The sequence below is a fragment of the Nocardiopsis sp. iso_25 genome, from assembly GCF_056173305.1.
Genome location: NZ_CM149667.1, coordinates 579,347 through 596,505, shown reverse-complemented (window position 1 = coordinate 596,505; position 17,159 = coordinate 579,347). Strand labels below are relative to the sequence as shown.

The 17,159-nt window shown below is 70.8% G+C and carries 16 protein-coding genes; 6 read left to right on the top strand and 10 right to left on the bottom strand.

What is annotated here, in order from left to right; genetic code table 11:
* The first annotated feature begins 231 nt into the window (after positions 1 to 231).
* A complete protein-coding gene (locus AC0VX6_RS02725) occupies positions 232 to 1,119 on the top strand; it encodes a sigma-70 family RNA polymerase sigma factor (RefSeq protein ID WP_475467324.1) in 888 nt (295 codons plus the stop codon).
* Between the two features lie 278 nt (positions 1,120 to 1,397).
* On the top strand, positions 1,398 to 2,099 hold the full coding sequence (locus AC0VX6_RS02720; protein WP_248773358.1) for an FMN-dependent NADH-azoreductase: 702 nt from the start codon (positions 1,398 to 1,400) through the stop codon (positions 2,097 to 2,099).
* 50 nt (positions 2,100 to 2,149) lie between these two features.
* On the opposite strand, the gene AC0VX6_RS02715 is transcribed toward AC0VX6_RS02720, so the two are convergent.
* The 8 genes from AC0VX6_RS02715 to AC0VX6_RS02680 form a co-directional block, all read right to left on the bottom strand.
* Complete coding sequence (locus AC0VX6_RS02715; protein WP_274976065.1) at positions 2,150 to 3,775, bottom strand: flavin-containing monooxygenase; 1,626 nt, start codon at positions 3,773 to 3,775, stop codon at positions 2,150 to 2,152.
* A 214-nt stretch (positions 3,776 to 3,989) separates the two neighbouring features.
* Positions 3,990 to 4,628: a phenazine biosynthesis FMN-dependent oxidase PhzG gene (phzG, locus tag AC0VX6_RS02710; RefSeq protein WP_475467323.1), complete on the bottom strand. Its 639-nt coding sequence runs from the start codon at positions 4,626 to 4,628 to the stop codon at positions 3,990 to 3,992.
* Positions 4,629 to 4,646: 18 nt separating this feature from the next.
* Positions 4,647 to 5,513 (bottom strand): PhzF family phenazine biosynthesis protein, encoded by an 867-nt coding sequence (locus AC0VX6_RS02705; RefSeq protein WP_274976063.1) that lies wholly within the window; start codon positions 5,511 to 5,513, stop codon positions 4,647 to 4,649.
* The gene (locus tag AC0VX6_RS02700) at positions 5,510 to 7,429 is read right to left on the bottom strand and encodes an anthranilate synthase family protein (protein WP_475467322.1); all 1,920 of its coding nucleotides are present in this window, start codon (positions 7,427 to 7,429) and stop codon (positions 5,510 to 5,512) included. The genes AC0VX6_RS02705 and AC0VX6_RS02700 overlap by 4 nt, the downstream gene beginning before the upstream one ends.
* A complete protein-coding gene (locus AC0VX6_RS02695) occupies positions 7,426 to 8,049 on the bottom strand; it encodes an isochorismatase family protein (RefSeq protein ID WP_274976061.1) in 624 nt (207 codons plus the stop codon). Before AC0VX6_RS02695 ends, AC0VX6_RS02700 begins: the two co-directional genes overlap by 4 nt.
* Before the next feature lie 29 nt (positions 8,050 to 8,078).
* Entirely contained in the window at positions 8,079 to 9,254 is a 1,176-nt protein-coding gene (locus AC0VX6_RS02690; protein ID WP_274976060.1) for a 3-deoxy-7-phosphoheptulonate synthase, read from the bottom strand.
* Positions 9,255 to 9,327: 73 nt separating this feature from the next.
* On the bottom strand, positions 9,328 to 9,816 hold the full coding sequence (locus AC0VX6_RS02685; RefSeq protein ID WP_212641673.1) for a PhzA/PhzB family protein: 489 nt from the start codon (positions 9,814 to 9,816) through the stop codon (positions 9,328 to 9,330).
* A gap of 74 nt (positions 9,817 to 9,890) precedes the next feature.
* Positions 9,891 to 10,751, bottom strand: coding sequence for a ParB/RepB/Spo0J family partition protein (locus tag AC0VX6_RS02680; protein ID WP_274976059.1), 861 nt, complete (start codon positions 10,749 to 10,751; stop codon positions 9,891 to 9,893).
* Positions 10,752 to 11,742: 991 nt separating this feature from the next.
* On the opposite strand from AC0VX6_RS02680, the gene AC0VX6_RS02675 reads away from it, so the two are divergent.
* From AC0VX6_RS02675 to AC0VX6_RS02660, 4 genes are all read left to right on the top strand, one after another.
* Positions 11,743 to 12,138 (top strand): VOC family protein, encoded by a 396-nt coding sequence (locus AC0VX6_RS02675; RefSeq protein WP_274976058.1) that lies wholly within the window; start codon positions 11,743 to 11,745, stop codon positions 12,136 to 12,138.
* Between the two features lie 839 nt (positions 12,139 to 12,977).
* Positions 12,978 to 13,304, top strand: coding sequence for an antibiotic biosynthesis monooxygenase family protein (locus tag AC0VX6_RS02670; RefSeq protein WP_274976057.1), 327 nt, complete (start codon positions 12,978 to 12,980; stop codon positions 13,302 to 13,304).
* Positions 13,305 to 13,584: 280 nt separating this feature from the next.
* The gene (locus tag AC0VX6_RS02665) at positions 13,585 to 14,826 is read left to right on the top strand and encodes a flavin-dependent oxidoreductase (RefSeq protein ID WP_475467321.1); all 1,242 of its coding nucleotides are present in this window, start codon (positions 13,585 to 13,587) and stop codon (positions 14,824 to 14,826) included.
* 314 nt (positions 14,827 to 15,140) lie between these two features.
* A complete protein-coding gene (locus tag AC0VX6_RS02660) occupies positions 15,141 to 16,409 on the top strand; it encodes a delta-60 repeat domain-containing protein (protein ID WP_274976055.1) in 1,269 nt (422 codons plus the stop codon).
* A gap of 10 nt (positions 16,410 to 16,419) precedes the next feature.
* On the opposite strand, the gene AC0VX6_RS02655 is transcribed toward AC0VX6_RS02660, so the two are convergent.
* Both AC0VX6_RS02655 and AC0VX6_RS02650 read right to left on the bottom strand, forming a co-directional pair.
* A complete protein-coding gene (locus AC0VX6_RS02655; protein WP_212641679.1) occupies positions 16,420 to 16,866 on the bottom strand; it encodes a hypothetical protein in 447 nt (148 codons plus the stop codon).
* Positions 16,866 to 17,123, bottom strand: a complete 258-nt coding sequence (locus AC0VX6_RS02650) for a hypothetical protein (RefSeq protein ID WP_212641680.1) — start codon at positions 17,121 to 17,123, stop codon at positions 16,866 to 16,868. Before AC0VX6_RS02650 ends, AC0VX6_RS02655 begins: the two co-directional genes overlap by 1 nt.
* Between the last annotated feature and the right edge of the window lie 36 nt (positions 17,124 to 17,159).

The window sequence follows — 17,159 nt, the reverse complement described above, 5'->3', positions numbered from 1 at the left end:
GTACGGAAGTCCTGCCGGAACCGACCGCGTATCCGCTGCTCACACCGTCCTGAGCCGGGGGCGGGGCCGGGCTGGCGGCGCCAGGAGGGAAGCCGGGACGACCGCCCCTGCCCCGCCACGAAGCACTAATTCCACCCATACCGGTAATTCAATGCCTACAGCCGCATTCCTCTTCTGTCGCGCTTTCGAAACGCGCACGCGCAGCGGCCACGGACGAAGGAAAGGTGAACGATGAACGGCCAGATCGAGCTGGCGGATCACTTCGAACGCTCCCGTAGACATCTGCGCGGAGTCGCCTTCCGCATGCTCGGGTCGGCCGCCGAGGCGGACGACGCCCTCCAGGAGACGTGGATCCGGGCGTGCCGGGGGGACTTCGACGAGGTCGCCAACATGACGGGGTGGCTGACCACGATCGTCGGACGCGTCTGCCTCGACATGCTGCGCTCGCGCAAGAGCCGCCGCGAGGAGTTCATGGACGTCAGCGACATCGAACCGCTGCTCGCCCAGGACCGGATCGCGGACCCCGAGGGCGAGGCGGTGCTGGCCGACTCCGTGGGCCTGGCCCTGCTCGTCGTGCTGGACAGGCTCAGCCCCGCCGAGCGCGTCGCCTTCGTCCTGCACGATCTGTTCGCCGTCCCCTTCGCCGAGATCGCCGAGATCGTCGAGCGCACCCCGGCCGCGGCCAAGAAGATGGCGAGCCGGGCGCGGCAGAGGGTACAGGGCACCACGAGCGTCCCCGAACCGGACCTCACACGACAGCGCGAGGTCGTGGACGCCTTCCTCGACGCCTCGCGCGCGGGCGACCTGGACGGCCTGCTGAGGGTACTGGCCCCCGACGTCGTGCGGCGGGCGGACCCGCAGGCCCTCCGGCTGCGCGAGCCCGCGGTGCTGCGCGGTGCGCGCCAGGTCGCCGGGGAGACCGCCAACAACGTCCGCAGGACCCGCTTCGCCCGCCCCGCGCTCGTCAACGGCATGCCCGGGGCCGTCGTCGCCCCCGGCGGTCGGCTCCTGTTCGTACTGGAGATCACCGTCCGCGGCGACCGCGTCAGCGGGGTCGAGATCATCGGCGCCCCGGAGCGCCTGCGGGAGCTGGAGATCTCCGTGGCCGACCCGGCGTAGCGGTGACCCAGCGCACACCGGCCGCGACGTCCGCCGACCGGGCCCGGGCCCGGCGGGCGGGCGGCCGCGGCGGTGTCGGCGCTGCTCGTGGCACCTTCCGAGAATCCTCCGTCCCCTCTCTCCGGTCACTTTTCCCCGTCGCTCTCCGTCATAGGGGTAGGAGCACTGAGCGACGACATCCACGGGGGACGAGTCGCGTGCCCCACCGCATCCGCACACGGACCCCGCGCCCGGAGCCGCGCGGGACACGACGGCCACGCGCCGAACGGGGGAGAACGATGACGTCTTTGCTGCACCTGGACTCCAGCCACTCGGACCACTCGGTGAGCAGGTACCTGACCGGCCTGTTCGCCAGGGAGTGGCGGCGGCTGCACGGGGACGGGGGATACCGCTACCGGGACCTGGCCGCCGAACCGGTGCCGCTGGTCACCGCCACCTACTGCTCCTTCGCCCAGCGGGTGGAGAGGCGGGGGACCCTGCCGCTGACGGCGGTGACGGCCATGGCCGAGTCGCCGTCCGAGGAGCGGGAGTGGGCGGGGACCCTGCCCCTGATCGAGGAGGTCCTGAACGCGGACACCCTGCTGATCGGCCTCCCGATGTACAACTACACGGTCCCGGCCTCGCTCAAGGCGTGGATCGACAGGATCACCTTCCCCGGCGCCTTCAAGGACTCCCGCACCGGGGAGTCGCTGCTGCGCGACGCCCGGGCCGTGGTGGTCGCCGCGCGCGGAGGGGGCTACGGGCCGGGTTCGCCCAAGGAGGCGTTCGACTTCCAGACGCCCTACATGCGCATGTACCTGGAGGGCCTGGGCATCGCCGGTGAGAACGTGCACGTCGTCCACGCCGAGATGACCAGGGCCTCGGACGTCCCCGAACTGGCGGAGTTCCAGGACATGGCCGCGCGTTCCCTGGCGGAGGCGGAGGAGCGGGTGACCCGCCTGCCCGCGCTGCTGGCGCCGCGCGAGCCCGCGGTGCGCTGACACGGAGCGGTGCCCGGTCGGCCGACCGCGCCGACCGGGCACCGCCGCCGTCAGGCGGTCACCGCCGAGGGGTTGCCCTTGAGCATGAAGCCCTCGTAGTCGGCCGCGGCCACCTCACCGAGCTTCTGGCGGTAGTTGCCGAGCCCCGCGAAGTAGAACAGGACCCGCTTCTTCCGGCCCGGGATGTTCGCCCCGAAGATCCAGGAGTTGACCTTGGGGAACAGGGAGTGGTCGGCGATCTGCGCGCACAGCTCGGTCCAGCCCTCCTCCGCCTCCGGGGTCGGCTCGATGGAGGTCAGGTCGCGCTCCTCCATCATCCGGACCAGGTCGGTGATCCACTCGACCTGGGTCTCGATGGCCGTGGGCAGGTTGCTGAAGACGCTGTTGGGGCCGTAGACCATGAACATGTTGGGGAAGCCCGAGACGTTGACCCCGAGGTAGCTGGAGGGCGCGTCCCCCCAGTGGTCCTCGATGGTCACGCCGCCCCGGCCGCGGATGTCCATCTGCCGGTAGCTGCCCTCGACGGCCTCGAAGCCGGTCGCGAAGACGACGACGTCCAGCTCGTGCTCCACCCCGTCCTCGGTCACGATCCCCGTGGGGGTGAACTCCCGGATCGGGGTCTCCTTGAGGCTCACCAGGCTGACGTTGTCCCGGTTGTAGGACTCGTAGTAGTCCTCGTTGCAGACCGGGCGCTTGGCGTAGTAGTCGGTCGGCTGGAGCTTGCGGGCGGTCTCCGGGTCCTTGACGATCTCCCGGATCTTGGACCGGATGAAGTCGGCCGCCGCCTCGTTGGCCCGGGGGTCGAAGATGATGTCGGAGAAGGTGCCGAACATGAAGCGGAAGCCGTTGCCCCGGTCCCAGTTCTCCTGGAAGACCCGCTGGCGCTCCTCCTCGGAGACGCTCGTCGCGGCGATCTCGCTCTCCTCGAAGCCGCACGCCACGCGCGACTTCTTGGCCTGCTCCCAGACCTGGTCGTAGCGGCCGCGCAGGTCGGTGAAGTAGGCCTCGTCCACCTCGGTGTTGCCCGAGGGCACGTTGTACTGGGGGGTCCGCTGGAACACGGTGAGCTGCCCGGCGAGCTTGGAGGCCGCGCAGATGAACTGGGTTCCGGTGGAGCCGGTGCCGATGACGCCGACCCTCTTGCCCTCGATGTCGAGGTCGTCGGGCCAGGAACCGGTGTGGACCAGGCGGCCCCGGAAGCTGTCGCGGCCCTTGAACTCGGGGAAGTGGGAGGTGGACAGCGGCCCGAGGGCGGTCACCACGTAGCGGGCGGTGAGGGTCTCGCCCCCGCTGGTGGTCGCGGTCCACAGGGCTTCGGCCTCGTCGTAGACCAGCGTCTCGACGCCGGTGTTGAGCTGGATGTCCCGGGCGAGGTCGTGCCGCTCCACGACCGCCTCCAGGTAGCCCAGGATCTCGGCCTGGGACAGGTAGCGCTTCTTCCAGGTCCACTCCCGCAGCAGGTCGCGGTCGAAGGAGTACTGGTAGATGAAGCCCTCGCTGTCGGACATGGCGCCGGGGTAGCGGTTCCAGTACCAGGTGCCCCCGACCCCGCCCGCCTTGTCGAAGGCCCGGACGGACAGGCCCAGTTCGTTGCGGAGCTTGTGCAGCGCGTAGATGCCGGCGAACCCGGCACCGATGACGATCGCGTCGAGATCGGTGTTCTTCAGGTCGGTCACGGGACAGTTCCTCACGATCGTGTGGAGGGAAGGGATGGTGTTCGAGCGGGGTGGGGTCCGGGCCCCGGCGGGGTAGGGCCGGGGACCCGGGGACGCCGGGCTGGGGCAGGTGCCCGCGTTGTCGGTGGGGGCGCCGGGCCGGGGTGAGGGGCCCGCGCTGTTCGGAGGGACGTCGGGGGGCGGGACGGGACGGCGGGGAACGGCTTGCGACGGCTCAGGGCTGGAGCCGCACGACCCCCCAGCCGTCCGGGGTGCGGTCGTAGCGAAGCCTGCGGTGCAGCCGTTCACGGTCGGCGGCCCAGAACTCGACCGTGTCCGGTTCGAGGCGGTAGCCGACGAACCGCTCGGGTCTGGGCAGGGAGTGGCCGCCCTCCTCCGCCAGCCTCCGGGCCCGTTCGAGGAGGCCCGGCACGTCGTCGAGGGGCTCGCTCTGCCGGGACGCCGTCGTCATCGGGTACAGCTGCGGCGGCCGGGCGGCCCAGAGCCGGTCCGACTCCGCCTCGGGCAGCGGCTCCACCGGCCCGGAGACGATCACCTGCTGGGCGGTCTCGCGCCAGTACAGCAGCCCGGAGGCCCAGCCGGTGGCCGCGATCTCCCGCCCCTTCTGGCTGGAGCTGTGGGTGGTGAAGACCAGGCCCCGGTCCGACACGTCGATGACGGCGACCATCCGGTTGGAGGCGCGGCCCTTGGCGTCCGCCGTGGCCAGTGCCAGGGACAGCGGTTCCCTCACCTTCCTCTCCCTGGCCGCGTCGACCCACCGCCCGACCAGCTCCATGGGGGCGGCCGGAGGCGTCTCGTACTCGGGGAAGCCCCCTTCCATCTCACCGGTCAGGGTCTCGAACCTGCTGCTCACATGTGCTCCCGCGACTGTCTAGACGTAGATGGTCCCGCTGGCGACGGTGACGCCGCTGCCCTTGACCCGGACCTCGGTGACGCGGTCGCCGTTGCCCCTGGCACGGGCCCGCATCAGGGAGTGCCGCCCGATCTCCACGCCCTGGTGGATGTCGATCCACTGGCCGTACTGGGCGTGGCCGTGGCGGGCGACGTGGATGGCGAGCGGTCCCGCGGCGGACCCGGTCGCCGCGTCCTCGACCACCCCGTAGGCGGGGGAGAACATGCGGCTGCGCCAGTGCGTCCCGTAACCGGCGAAGCAGTTGGTCGCCATGTCGGGGAAGGCGGCCAGGGCGCGGTGGTCGGGGTCGACCTCGGACAGCGCCGGGATGCTGCGCAGGCCGACGAAGACGTGCCGGGGGCCGTTGGTGTAGATCTCGACGGGGGTCTCCGGTTCGGGCACCCCGAGGGCGGCGAGCAGCTCGTCGACCCGGTCGAACGGCTCCCAGGTCGGGATCGGCTGCTCCATCGCGGCGGCGACCACCCGGCCTCCGGCGCGTTCGAGGTCGAAGTCCACGATCCCCATGGCCGTCTCCAGCCGGAGCCGGTCCTTCTCTGCGGAGTCGCCGAGGGCGACCGCGGTGCCGAGGAGGGGGTGCCCCGCGAAGGGCAGCTCGTTGACGGGGGTGAAGATGCGGATGTGCGCGTCGCCGCCCTGCTTGGGGGGCAGCACGAACGTCACCTCCGACAGGTTCATCTCCCGGGCGATGCTCTGCATGCGCGGGGCCGAGAGGTCCTCGGCCCCGAAGAAGACCGCGACGGGGTTGCCCGCCAGGGGCTTGTCGGTGAACGCGTCGACGACGACGTAGGAGTGCGCCCTTTCCAGGAGCGCCGGACTGCCGCTCATGCGTTCAACGTCCTTCCTATGAACGAACCGAGGATGTGGGGGCCGTTCTGGGTGAGCACGGACTCGGCGTGGAACTGGAGGGAGGAGAAGCGCGGCCCCCGCAGGGCGTGCACCTCCCCCGAGTCGGGGTCGCGGCAGACGTCCACCGCGCCGACGCCGTCCAGCTCGACCGCGTCCGCCTCCGACCAGGCCGCGAAGGTGTTGTAGAAGCCCACGCGCTGGCGGTCGCCGAAGAGGTCGACCTCCTTCTGCACGCCCTGGTTGGGCGAGGGCCGCCGCCGGATCTCGAACCCGAGCTCGGCGCTGAGGACCTGGTGGCTCAGGCAGACGGCCAGGAAGGGCCTGCGTTCGGCGAGCAGGGCCCGCGCCGCCGCCCGCATGTTGGCCATCTTGGAGTGGACGGGGTCGCGGGGGTCGCCCGGACCGGGGCCGAGCACGACGAAGTCGTAGCCGTCGAAGGAGGGGACGTCGTCGTGGCGCACGACCGTGACGGACATGCCCATGTCGCGGCACTGGTGGTCGAGCATCGACGTGAAGGTGTCCTCCGCGTCGACGATCAGCGTCCGGCACCCGGCCAGCCCGGGGAACTCCGCGCCGCCCCGGTGGTCCTCGCCCAGCAGCCAGAAGTCGGCGATGTTCGCGTTGCGTCTGACCAGCGCGTCACGGATGTCGGGGTGGGTGTCCAGCCCCCCGGCCCCGCGGCTCTCGACCGCCGCGAGGAGCCCGGCGGCCTTGGCGTGGGTCTCGGCCACCTCCGACACGGGGTCGGAGTGGCGGACGAGGGTGGAGCCGACGCCGATGGCCATCCTTCCCCGGTCGTCGATGTCGGCGGTGCGGATGAGGATCGACGAGTCCAGGGTGCGTTCGCCGGACGCGTCGCTTCCGACGAGGGCCAGGACGCCGCTGTAGTAGCCGCGCCCGCCCGTCTCGTAGTTCTGGATGACGCGGCAGGCGTTCTCCAGCGGGCTGCCGGTGACGGTGGGGGCGAACATCGTCTCCCGGAGGATGTCGCGGACGTCGCGGCGGGTCTCCCCCTCGATGAAGTACTCGGTGTGCGCGAGCCGCGCCATCTGCTTGAGGTGGGGCCCCGACACGTGCACGCCCGGCTCGCAGATGCGCGTCATCATCTTGAGCTCCTCGTCCAGGACCATGTAGAGCTCGTCCGACTCCTTCTGGTTGGCGAGGAAGTCCATGACCTCGGGCAGCGAGGGGCCCGAGGGGGGATAGCGGTAGGTGCCGCTGATGGGGTTCATGGTGGCGAGCCCCCGCCGGAGGGTGACGTGGCGCTCGGGGGTGGCGCCGACGAAGGTCCGGTCGCCGGTGTGGACGACGAAGGTCCAGTAGGCGCCCACCTCGACCCGGAGCAGTCGGCGGAAGACGGCCAGGGCCTTGTGCGGGGTGTACTCCCCGATGTCGGCGACGAAGGAGCGCCTGATCACGAAGTTCGCGCCCTCGCCCTCCCCGATCACCTCCTTGACCACCCTGCGGACGGTCTCGGCGTAGTCCTCGTCGCCGACGTCGAAGCGGCCGCCGGACAGGGCGACGGGCAGGTCGGGGATGAGGTCCAGGGCACGGGAGACCGGCATCGTCTCCTGGCCGGTGACCGTCATGACGAGCAGGGGCGCCTCGTCGTCGTTGCAGCCGAAGCCGCGCTCGGTGATCTGCCGGTAGGGGATGAGGGCCAGCACGTCGTGGCGCTCCGCGCCCCCGTCCCTCCCGGTCAGGTCGGGCAGGGGGATGTCGGCGGTCTCCGGGACGGCGGACACCTCTCCGGTCAGCACGTCCACGCGGCCGGGTCCGTCGCCGCCGGAGCGCACGAGCAGGGCGAAGGGGGGCGGCCGCTCCGTCCCCAGGACGGTGCGCAGGAGTCCGTCCCCCTCCGTCCCGGCCCATGGCGCCGTGTCCGGCGCGTTCACGCGAACACCTCCTTGGCCGGCAGCACGACCGCGCAGCGCTCGGCGGCGTACCGGACGGCCATGCGGTGGTAGTCGGCGTTGAAGTCCGCGACGGCGTCGGCGACCAGGAAGGTCTGGATGTCGTTGGTGTAGGCCTCGACCGCCGTCATCAGGACCCCGACGTGCGCGTACACGCCGCAGACCACGAGCTGGTCGCGCCCGGCGGCCCGCATCCGCTCCAGCAGGTCCGACTTGTGGAACGCGCTGTACCTGAGCTTGGTGAACACCCAGTCGTCGGGCGAGGGCGCCAGTTCGTCCACCACGAGCCTGTCCTCGGGGGACCTGCGCATGCCCGGCCCCCAGAAGTCCTTGAGGAGGCCGCGCTGCTCGTCGCTCATACTGCCCGGCTGGGCCGTGTAACCGACCGGGACGCCGAGCCGGGCACCGCGCTCGCGCAGGAGGGCGATGTTGCCGACCAGCTCGTCGCGCACCTGTTCGGGGAAGGGTTTGAGGAAGAAGCGCTGCATGTCGTGGACGAGGAGGACAGCGCGGGAGGGGTCGGGCACCCACCGGGCGGTGTTCTCGGGGAGGTCACCAGCGGCCGGGAGCGCGTAGGGCTCGATGGCGGGGATACCGGGCATGTTCGTCCTTTCCGATCGGTTCCTGCGGGTCAGTCGCTCCAGGCGGAGATCACCGAGACCGCCTGCCAGAGGGTGAGGCGGGGGTCGCAGAAGGTCGTGTAGCGCTCGCCGACCCGCGGGAACCCGCTCGTGTCGGTCACGCACTCGGTCACGTCGTCGGGGGTGGTCTCCAGGTGCAGGCCGCCGGGGACTCCTCCCGCGGACTCGACCGCGCGGACGAAGCCGCGGACCTCTCTCCTGAGGTCGGCCACGACCCGGGTCTTGTGGCCCTCCGGGGTCCGGACCGTGTTGCCGTGCATGGGGTCGCACAGCCAGATCACGGGGTGGCCCGCCTCGGCCACGGCCTCGACGAGCGGCGGCAGCCGGTCGGCGACCCGGTCGGCCCCCATCCGGGCGATCAGTGTCAGGCGGCCCGGCTCGCGCCGGGGGTCCAGCCGCTCGCAGAGGGCGAGCAGCTCGTCCTCGGCCATGGCCGGTCCGACCTTGCAGGCCACCGGGTTGGCGACCTCGGCCAGCAGGGCGACGTGCGCTCCCTCGATCTGGCGGGTGCGCTCACCGATCCAGGGCCAGTGGGTGGAGCCGAGCACCGGCCTGTCCGCCTTGGCGGTCTGCCGGAGCAGCGGCACCTCGTAGTCCAGGACCAGTGCCTCGTGGCTCGTCCACACCGGCGGGTCGCCGGCGGGCCGGGTGAACGATCCGCGCCAGCCGAGGTGCTCCATCACGTCGCCCGCGGCCATGTAACCGGTGAGCAGGCGCAGCGGATCGGCCTTCCTGCTCTCCGGCGTCGGCTCGGGACCGTTCACCAGGTGGCCGCGGAACACCGGCAGCACCAGTTCGCCGTCCTTCTCCGTGGGGCTGGAGCGGGGCTTGGCGAACTGACCGCCGATGCGGCCCACCCGCAGGACGGGCTTGTGGGTGATCATCCTGAGGGCTCCGGCCAGCATGTCGAGCAACGCGGCCTTGCTGCTGACGTGTCTCGCGCTGGACTCCTCCGGGTCCTCGGCGCAGTCCCCGGCCTGGACGACCAGGGACCGGCCGAGGGCCACGTCGGCCAGGAGCGAGCGCAGGGCCAGCACGTCCTCCGTCCTGACGAGGGCGGGCCGGGAGGACAGCACGTCGGCCACCCTCCGGACCTGGGAGGTGTCGCTCCATTCGGGCTGTTGCAGGGCGGTTCTGGTCTCGATGTCGGGCATCACGTTGTCCACGCGTCTCCATTGATCGGTTCTGTGTGCGTGCCGGAGTCGACAGCCCGAGCGGAATCCGAACCAGCCCTCGGGGTCAGGTCGGGATTCCCTCACGCCTGATCGTGGGAACGGGGATACCCAGGGCCCGCAGCTGGTCGAAGGGGTTCATGAACTCCCTCTGCTGCGCGATCTTCCCCTCCTCGAAACGGAAGGAGTGCAGGAAGTGGTTCGTGTAGTGACCCTCGGGGTAACCCTCGAAACGGATGGCTCCCTCGCCGTCGCATTCCACCCAGAAGAAGTCGGGGTCCTGCGTCTCGAAGATCTGGATATTGGTCCAGACCCAGTCGGGGAAGCATTTCAGCGACCAGACCGCGTGTTCGGCGAGGCGATTCCGGCCACGGATGACGATAGGCTCTCCGGTGTCATTGGTCCAGAGCCCTCCCACGCCTTCTTCGGTGAAGAGGAGGTGACGCTTCAGCCGATCCTGCCCCCTCGTGTTCATGTATGTTTCCACCACGTCACGGTTGTGTTTCCGGATCGCGGCCTCGTCACCGTCGGCAGGAAACTCAAAGTTTTCGGGCATGGCAAACGACCTGGCCTTTCCATTTCTGTGTTGAATATTTCCCGCGGGAAACGCTGGGGGACGCCGGACGGGCCTCAGCCGGAGTCCGCGTCCTCACCGGGCACCAGGTAGGCGAGCTCCCGCAGCTCCTGGGAGCGCTGGAGGACGATGGCGCGGACGAGGGGCAGCCAGTGCTCGGGGATCGTCCTGATGATCTCGTCCCACTGCGAGCGTCCGACCTCGGTGATCGTCAGCATGCGCAGCAGGGTCCGACCGGCTTCGGTGGCTCGCAGGGAGGGATCCCGGGCGAGCTTGCGGACCGCCGCCGCGGTCTCGCCCACCGCCGTGGACTCGGTGACCCGGGGCCTGCGGTCCGGCTCGCGGACCGCGACAGACACGGGGGCGTGTTCCCCGCCGTTGCGGCGGAAGCGCTCCGGGATGGGGTCCTGGCCCTGGTCGACGCGCTTGCGGACGTCCCGGACCGTGCCCACCGACAGGCCGCTCTTCCTGGAGACCTCACGCAGCGAGATCTCGGGGTTCTCGGCGAGGATGGCCGCGGCGCTGCGTCGGCCCTCGACGCTGCTCAGCGGCCTGGCCCTTCCGTCCATGCCCACCCTGCTCTCCGCGGCGGAGCCCCCCTCGCCCGCCTCCCGGCGGAGCCTGGCCACCGTCTTGGCGTTCAGCCCGGCCCTCCTCGCGATGGCCCGGTCGGACCAGTGCGGATGGGACAGGACGATGCGTTGGGCGGAGGTCCTGCGTTCGCTCAGGGTCAGCGGAAGCCCGTGCCCCACGTTGAGCTGCACCGCGAGGACGAAGGCGTCCTCGTCGCTGCCGTCGAAGAAACGGGCCCTGATCTCGGTCTTCCCCCTCATGCGCGCGGCACGGATACGGTGCACTCCGTCGATCACGCGCATGGTGCGGCGGTGGACGAGGATGGGTTCGACACCGCTTCCCATTTCCGCGATCACACGGGCGTGGGCCGGGTCCTCCATCTTCTCGCGCGGAGAAAGGGAAGGGGCGAGGTCCGCGATCGGAACAATTCCCTGGGGTAGATCCCTGAGTATGTCAGCCACCTCGGGAAGCAGGTCACCGTCATTTCTCTGACCCTCCCCCAGTCCAGGGGCGGATGGGATGGTTTGGGCAGGCACAGTGAAATTTCCCTTCGTGAAGGGCATGCGAGCAGGGTGGACTCTCCAGAGGGGATCACAACCGGTTTCAGACTAGGTTGAGACCCGCAGCAGCGCCAGCGCGAAGCTGTCCGCAATCGGACAGCGGCGAAAACACGGGGCCGGGGCGGGCGTCCCGGAAAACCCCAGGTGAAAGCGGCCTGAGTGCGGCAGGGAGGGGGAAACCAGACACCTTCCCGTCCTCCGGCGACGGCCGGAGGGAATGTGTCCGGGCCCTTGTGAACTGGGGCGACGGCGTCAAGCACGGGCAGGCACGCGTGCACGGGCACGGGTCGCGCGGACAATCCGAGAAACACGGTCGGTTCCTTGCTTTTTCTCCGAATGAACGCTCCGCGTGACCTTTCGTGACACGGCGCGACTCCACGGAAATGGCGTACTTCCGCGGACCCCGTTCCCTTCGGGCGGGGCCGCGGATCGGCGGCGCCCCGCGCGGCCGGTCACCCTCTCCCCCGCCTCCGGTCACCTTCTCCCCCCGCCGTCCGTCATGGAGGTGAAGGGCGTCAGCGGGCCGGGTGGGGAGAGGAGTGGGTTCATGACCGTCGCGGGGGCGCGGTTGGAGGGGCGGAGTCCGCGCGGAGCGGGGCGCGGGCGCGCCCCGGGCCGCCGGTCGGCCTCCCCGGCGGGGAGGAGCGGGAGCCGGCACGGGGGCGGTGGAGGGGCGAGCGGCGGTGTGCGGCCGTCGCGTGAGTCCTCAGTCCGCCTGCACTACGGTTCCTCCGGCTGCGGACGCAGCCGCCCCGTCGGCCCCGAGAGGAAGCCCATGCTCACCCACCCCCGGCTCTCCGTGCTCTACACCAGCGACCAGCAGAGGACCCTGGACTTCCTGACGGAGGCGCTCGGTTTCCGACTGGAGGTAGACACCGTCCACCAGGGCGGACAGCGCTGGGTGGAGGTGCACCTTCCCGGGTCGCAGACCAGCGTGGCAATCGCCCGGGTCGACCCCGGACTCCTGGAGGAGATGAGGTCGCGGGTCGGCCGCATGGCCCAGGGGTGGTTCAACTGCGACGACCTCGACGCCGTGTGCGAGAACCTGCGCGGACAGGGAATCGAAATTCTTACGGAGCCGCAGGACACCGCGTGGAGAAAGGGGAACCGGTGGGCCCAGGTATCCGGTTGGGACGGCAACGTCTACGGCCTCATCGAAGGCGGAAGGTGACCTCGGGGAGCACCCGCCGACAGGGGTTCGCAAATCATCCGCCCAGGCAAACCGAACCCCCGCGACCACACCTCGTCAGAAAGGAGGGGAACGAAGCGGAAAGCGGCGGACCCGAGGGCAACCGGGCGTTATCCCCAGTTGCACGGCCGGGACTCACCGGGGGGCTCCCGAAGGGAACTCGAAGCGCATCCGGTTGATTCCCCGTGACCGTTGCCCGCCATTCCACCGAAAGGGCCTGGTCGGCGTGTCGAATCCTTTTAACCCGCCTGCCGGAACGACGGCGGGTGCCGGGTTCGGCGCCGCTCCCGGCCGGGCGGACGGGGGCTGGTCCGCGGAGGCCGTTGGCCGCCGCACCCGCCCTCCGGTGGTACCGAAACCGCTGCCACCAGCATTTTCACCGACGTAAGCACCGTCCGAGAGAAGGTAGGGGCCCCGGGGAGGGGCACCGCCGAAGACCACGCGGGAGGGGGACCGGAAGCGGAGAGGGCGCCGGCAGGAAAGGTTCGAACGCCGCACCAGACCACGGATCGGAGCCACGGTACCGGTTCACCGAAACACGGGACCGCACCCCGGCCGGGGTGAATGTCCGACAGAGGCCCGGACGGACTTCCCTCCGGGTGGCGGCCAAAGCGAACGAGCCAACCGCCCCCACTCCGGGAACCGGAAGTCGAACCGCGCACGAATAACAGGCGCACACCCGGGCAGCGCACATTAAGAGCGCTGCCGCTCCAACCCGGGACGCCTGTTTATTTGGCGTATAAAAAAGCGTTTTCAACTTTTCCCGAAAATCACTGGAACCACCTTTGTTTCCGCATACCCGTTCTGCTAGCCTCCATTTCATGAGTGAAACCGTTATTCGCGCAAACGACGGCCTCGCCGTCCTCGTCAACGTCTTCGAGGTGGAGAAGGAGAAGCAGCAGCAGCTCGTCGACGTCCTCAACGAGGGCACCGAGAAGGTCATGAAGAACCGTCCCGGGTTCGTGTCGGTGAACATCCTGGCCAGCCTGGACGGGACCAAGGTCATCAACCTGGCCCAGTGGAACAGCCCGGCGGACATCCAGGCGACCATGGCCGACCCCGAGGCCCAGGCCTACGGCAAGAAGGCCGCGGCGCTGGCCACCCCCGGCCCCGGCGTGTACTCGGTGGTCTCGACCCACCACGCCTGACAAAGGATCACAGGTCCTTCCTCCTCATCCTCCCTTGCACGAGCGGGCGGGGGTCCGGAGCCGGACACGTGCGCGACCGGGAAGTCGGCGCACCGTCCGCCCGGGCCTCCGCCCGTCTCGTGTGCGGGCGCCCGGCTGACTCCCTTGGGTGACCGGACCCCGCCGTGATAGCACCTCTGGTGCACCGGGACCCCGGGCCCATCGACCGCACCACCCGACGGGCGCGCGCGTGCCCGCAGACAACGCGGCCACCAGGTCGCAGGAAGCACGGAGGGCCGCCATGACCTCAGCCGATGGCACCGACATCGTGATCGTCGGCGCTGGGATCGGAGGGCTGGCCACAGCCCTCGCCCTGCACTCCCACGGAATCAGCGCCACCGTTCTGGAAACCGCCGAGGAGATCCGGCCGCTCGGGGTCGGCATCAACGTCCAGCCCGCAGCGATCGGCGAGCTGACCGCCCTCGGCCTCGGCGACGCGCTCGCCGCGACGGGCATCCCCACCAGGGAGCACCTCTACCTCGACCACAGGGGGACCACCCTCTGGAACGAACCCCGCGGCGTGGCGGCGGGCAACGAGTACCCGCAGTACTCGATCCACCGCGGTGAACTCCAACTGCTCCTGCTGGAGGCCGTCCGCGAGCGCCTGGGCCCCGGCGCGGTCCGCACCGGCCTTCGCCTGGAGTCCTTCGAGCAGACCGCGACGGGCGTGCGCGCCCTGGCCCGCGACCAGTCCGGCGGAGCCGCGGAGGTCACGGGGGCGGCGCTGGTCGGCGCGGACGGGCTGCACTCGCGCGTCCGCGCGCAGCTCCACCCCGACCGCGCCGCCCTGTCCGGCGGAGGCGTCCACATGTGGCGGGGCCTGACCGAGCTGGACGGCTTCCTGGACGGGCGCACCATGATCGTCGCCAACGACGAGCACTCGGCCAGACTCGTCGCCTATCCGATCTCGGCCCGCCACGCGGCGCGCGGCCGCGCCCTGCTCAACTGGGTGTGCCTGGTGCCCTCCCCCGGCCTCTCCGTCGATGCGGACTGGAACGACCGCAGGCGCATCGGGGAACTCGCCCCGCACTACGCGCACTGGGACTTCGGCTGGCTCGACGTGCCCGGCGTGCTCGCCCGCAGCGAGCGGATCCTCCAGTACCCCATGGTGGACCGGGACCCGCTGGAGCACTGGGGCGAGGGCCGCACGACCCTGCTCGGGGACGCGGCCCACCTGATGTACCCGATCGGGGCCAACGGCGCGTCCCAGGCCGTCCTCGACGCCGCGGCCCTCGCCGCCGAGTTGGGGGCCGGTGGCGACGTGGGGGCGGCGCTGCGGCGGTACGAGGACGTGCGGCTCCCCGCGACCAACGAGATCGTCCGGGCCAACCGCAGGATGGACCGTTCGGAGCGCTCGATGGCCGGGCGGACGGACCGGGAGAAGAGCACCCTGCTGGAGACGGTCACCGACGACTACCGGGCCGCGGTCGAGCGGCCGACGGACAACGGGGGCCTGGACACCTCGGGCGCCCGCGCCCGCTGAACCCGGACCCCGTAAGGCGGCAGGGCCCGGCCGTGCGAGCACCACGGCCGGGCCCCTCGCCGTCCGGCCCCGCCCCGGACGGGCCCGACCCCGAGCGAACCCCGCCCCGGCCGAGTCGAGAGCCCCGGGCGCGGACCGCACACCGTTCCGAGGTCCCGCCTGTCCCACCGGCCCCACAGGCCCGGAACCGCACCCGACCTGCGTCACTCTCCGTAGTTTTTATGCGACCCTCTGAGAGGGTGCGGACACCCGCCGACCGGCTCCGCCGGTCGGCCCGCACGCATGGACCCGCACGACCGAGGGAGAGTCCTTCCGTGAAACCCAGCCGCCCGCTGCTCGCCCTGACAATGGGCACGTTGCTCCTACTCCCCGCCGGGGTCGCGGCCGCCTCGCCCGCCGCGGAGGCCGACCACGCGCGCGTGGTCAGCGAACAGCCCGTGCAGTGGACGCCGCACGTCCTGGACGGCGCGGTCAAGGACATCCTGCGCGTCGGCGACGCCGTCCTCGTCGCCGGAAGCTTCACACAGGTCAGCCAGACCGAGGGGGGCCGCGCCCACGACCTGCCCCACCTGTTCGCGTTCGAGCACGGCAGCGGGCGGATCCTCCACGGGTTTGAACCGGAGGTGGACGGCACCGTCACCACGCTGGCCCCCGGACCGGACGGGACGGTGATCGCGGGCGGGGACTTCGGCTCGGTGGACGGCGAGCCCGCCGACGGGCTGGCCCGGCTGTCGGCGGACGACGGCGACCGGGTGCCGGAGTTCGACGCCTCCGTCGACGGGGGCCGCGTCCAGCGCATCGCCGGCGACGGCGAGCACCTGTACGTGGGCGGCAGCTTCTCGGGGGTGAACGGCGTGGACCAGCCCGCGCTGGTCCGCCTCGACTCCGGGTCCGGCGAGGTGGACACCGGCTTCACGCCCGACGTGTCCGACGCGCGCCAGGGCGTGCTGAAGGTCCAGGAACTGGCGCTGAGCCCGGACGGGCGGCGGCTGCTCGTCAACGGCTCCTTCACCAGGATCGACGGTCACGAGCGGCACCAGATCGCCATGCTGGACACTGCGAGCGGCTCGGTCACCCCGTGGTCCACGTCCGCCTACGAGGCGGCCTGCGACTACGAGGAGCTGCACACCTACATGCGGCGGATGGCCTTCTCCCCGGACGGCTCCTACTTCGCGGTGGTGACGGCGGGCGGCCCCTACGTCAGGCCGGGCCTGTGCAAGTCCGTCGCGCGCTTCGAGAACACCGACGCCCCGGGCTCGGAGCCCACCTGGAGCAACAAGACCGGCGGCGACTCGCTGTACTCGGTGGAGATCACGTCGGCGGCGGTGTACGTGGGCGGGCACCAGCGCTGGATGGACAACCCCGAGGGCGCGCTCAACCCGGGGCCCGGCTCGGTGGCGCGCGAGGGCATCGCGGCCGTGGACCCCGAGTCCGGCAAGGCCCTGCCGTGGAACCCCGGCCGGGCGCGCGGCCACGGCGTGGAGGCGATGCTGGCCACCTCCGACGGGCTGTACGTGGGCAGCGACACCGACCGCCTCGCCGGCGAGTACCACGCCCGGCTGGGGATGTTCCCGCTCTCCTGAACCGCGGGCCTCAGGACACGGGGGCGTCCCTGCGGCGCCCCCGGCGCCCGCCGGGCACCGGCGTGTCCACTCCCTTGAGCAGCTGGTGGACGCGCTGGTGCGAGAGGTCCACGACGTCGGCCATGGCCCGCTGTGTGACGCCCTCCCTCCGCATGGTCTCCAGGACCCGGGCGCGGGCCCGGTCGCGCTCGGCCTGGGACCGCCGGAACTCCTCCTCCGCCACGAGGTACTGGATGACGTCCTCGGTGACGTCCTCGCCGCCGAACTCGTAACGCCAGGTGATCGTGAAGTCCTCCGGATCGGTGTCCGTGAGGTCGGCGATGGCCTCGGGAACCTCGTCCTTGATCTCGGAGAAGTGCACGTAGTCGACCGTTCCGACGACGTGTTCGGGCAGCCCCGAGACACGTACGACCCAGAGGTCCTCGTCGCGGATGACGGTAGCCGTGTAGTCAGGCATCACTTCTCCATCCATTTCTCACCGAACAGGTGCTGCAAGCCGTCCTCCACGTCCTGTAGAAGGCCCCGGGACAGCTCCTTGGAATGTTGCGTGACCATGAAACGACCGACCTGTACTCCGCCTTCGCCCAGGAGGACGTAGGTCTGGTGTGATCCTTTGCCTCGTCCTTTGAGTTCTTCCAGGCGCAGGCCGTTCTTGCGCGCCATTCGGCGCACCAGGGCGAGCAGGACCCGCGCCTTCATCCGCTTGTTGACCATGAGTCTAAAGCTAGGCCGGTTGCTACTCAAGCGCCC

Bases quoted from the DNA above. Each gene is read 5' to 3' on its own strand.
- AC0VX6_RS02650 (WP_212641680.1), bottom strand. From the start codon at position 17,123: ATGGTCAACAAGCGGATGAAGGCGCGGGTCCTGCTCGCCCTGGTGCGC.
- AC0VX6_RS02670 (WP_274976057.1), top strand. From the start codon at position 12,978: ATGAGTGAAACCGTTATTCGCGCAAACGACGGCCTCGCCGTCCTCGTC.
- AC0VX6_RS02720 (WP_248773358.1), top strand. From the start codon at position 1,398: ATGACGTCTTTGCTGCACCTGGACTCCAGCCACTCGGACCACTCGGTG.
- AC0VX6_RS02675 (WP_274976058.1), top strand. From the start codon at position 11,743: ATGCTCACCCACCCCCGGCTCTCCGTGCTCTACACCAGCGACCAGCAG.
- AC0VX6_RS02680 (WP_274976059.1), bottom strand. From the start codon at position 10,751: ATGGGAAGCGGTGTCGAACCCATCCTCGTCCACCGCCGCACCATGCGC.
- AC0VX6_RS02725 (WP_475467324.1), top strand. From the start codon at position 232: ATGAACGGCCAGATCGAGCTGGCGGATCACTTCGAACGCTCCCGTAGA.
- AC0VX6_RS02705 (WP_274976063.1), bottom strand. From the start codon at position 5,513: ATGAGCGGCAGTCCGGCGCTCCTGGAAAGGGCGCACTCCTACGTCGTC.
- AC0VX6_RS02655 (WP_212641679.1), bottom strand. From the start codon at position 16,866: ATGCCTGACTACACGGCTACCGTCATCCGCGACGAGGACCTCTGGGTC.
- AC0VX6_RS02665 (WP_475467321.1), top strand. From the start codon at position 13,585: ATGACCTCAGCCGATGGCACCGACATCGTGATCGTCGGCGCTGGGATC.
- AC0VX6_RS02685 (WP_212641673.1), bottom strand. From the start codon at position 9,816: ATGCCCGAAAACTTTGAGTTTCCTGCCGACGGTGACGAGGCCGCGATC.
- AC0VX6_RS02695 (WP_274976061.1), bottom strand. From the start codon at position 8,049: ATGCCCGGTATCCCCGCCATCGAGCCCTACGCGCTCCCGGCCGCTGGT.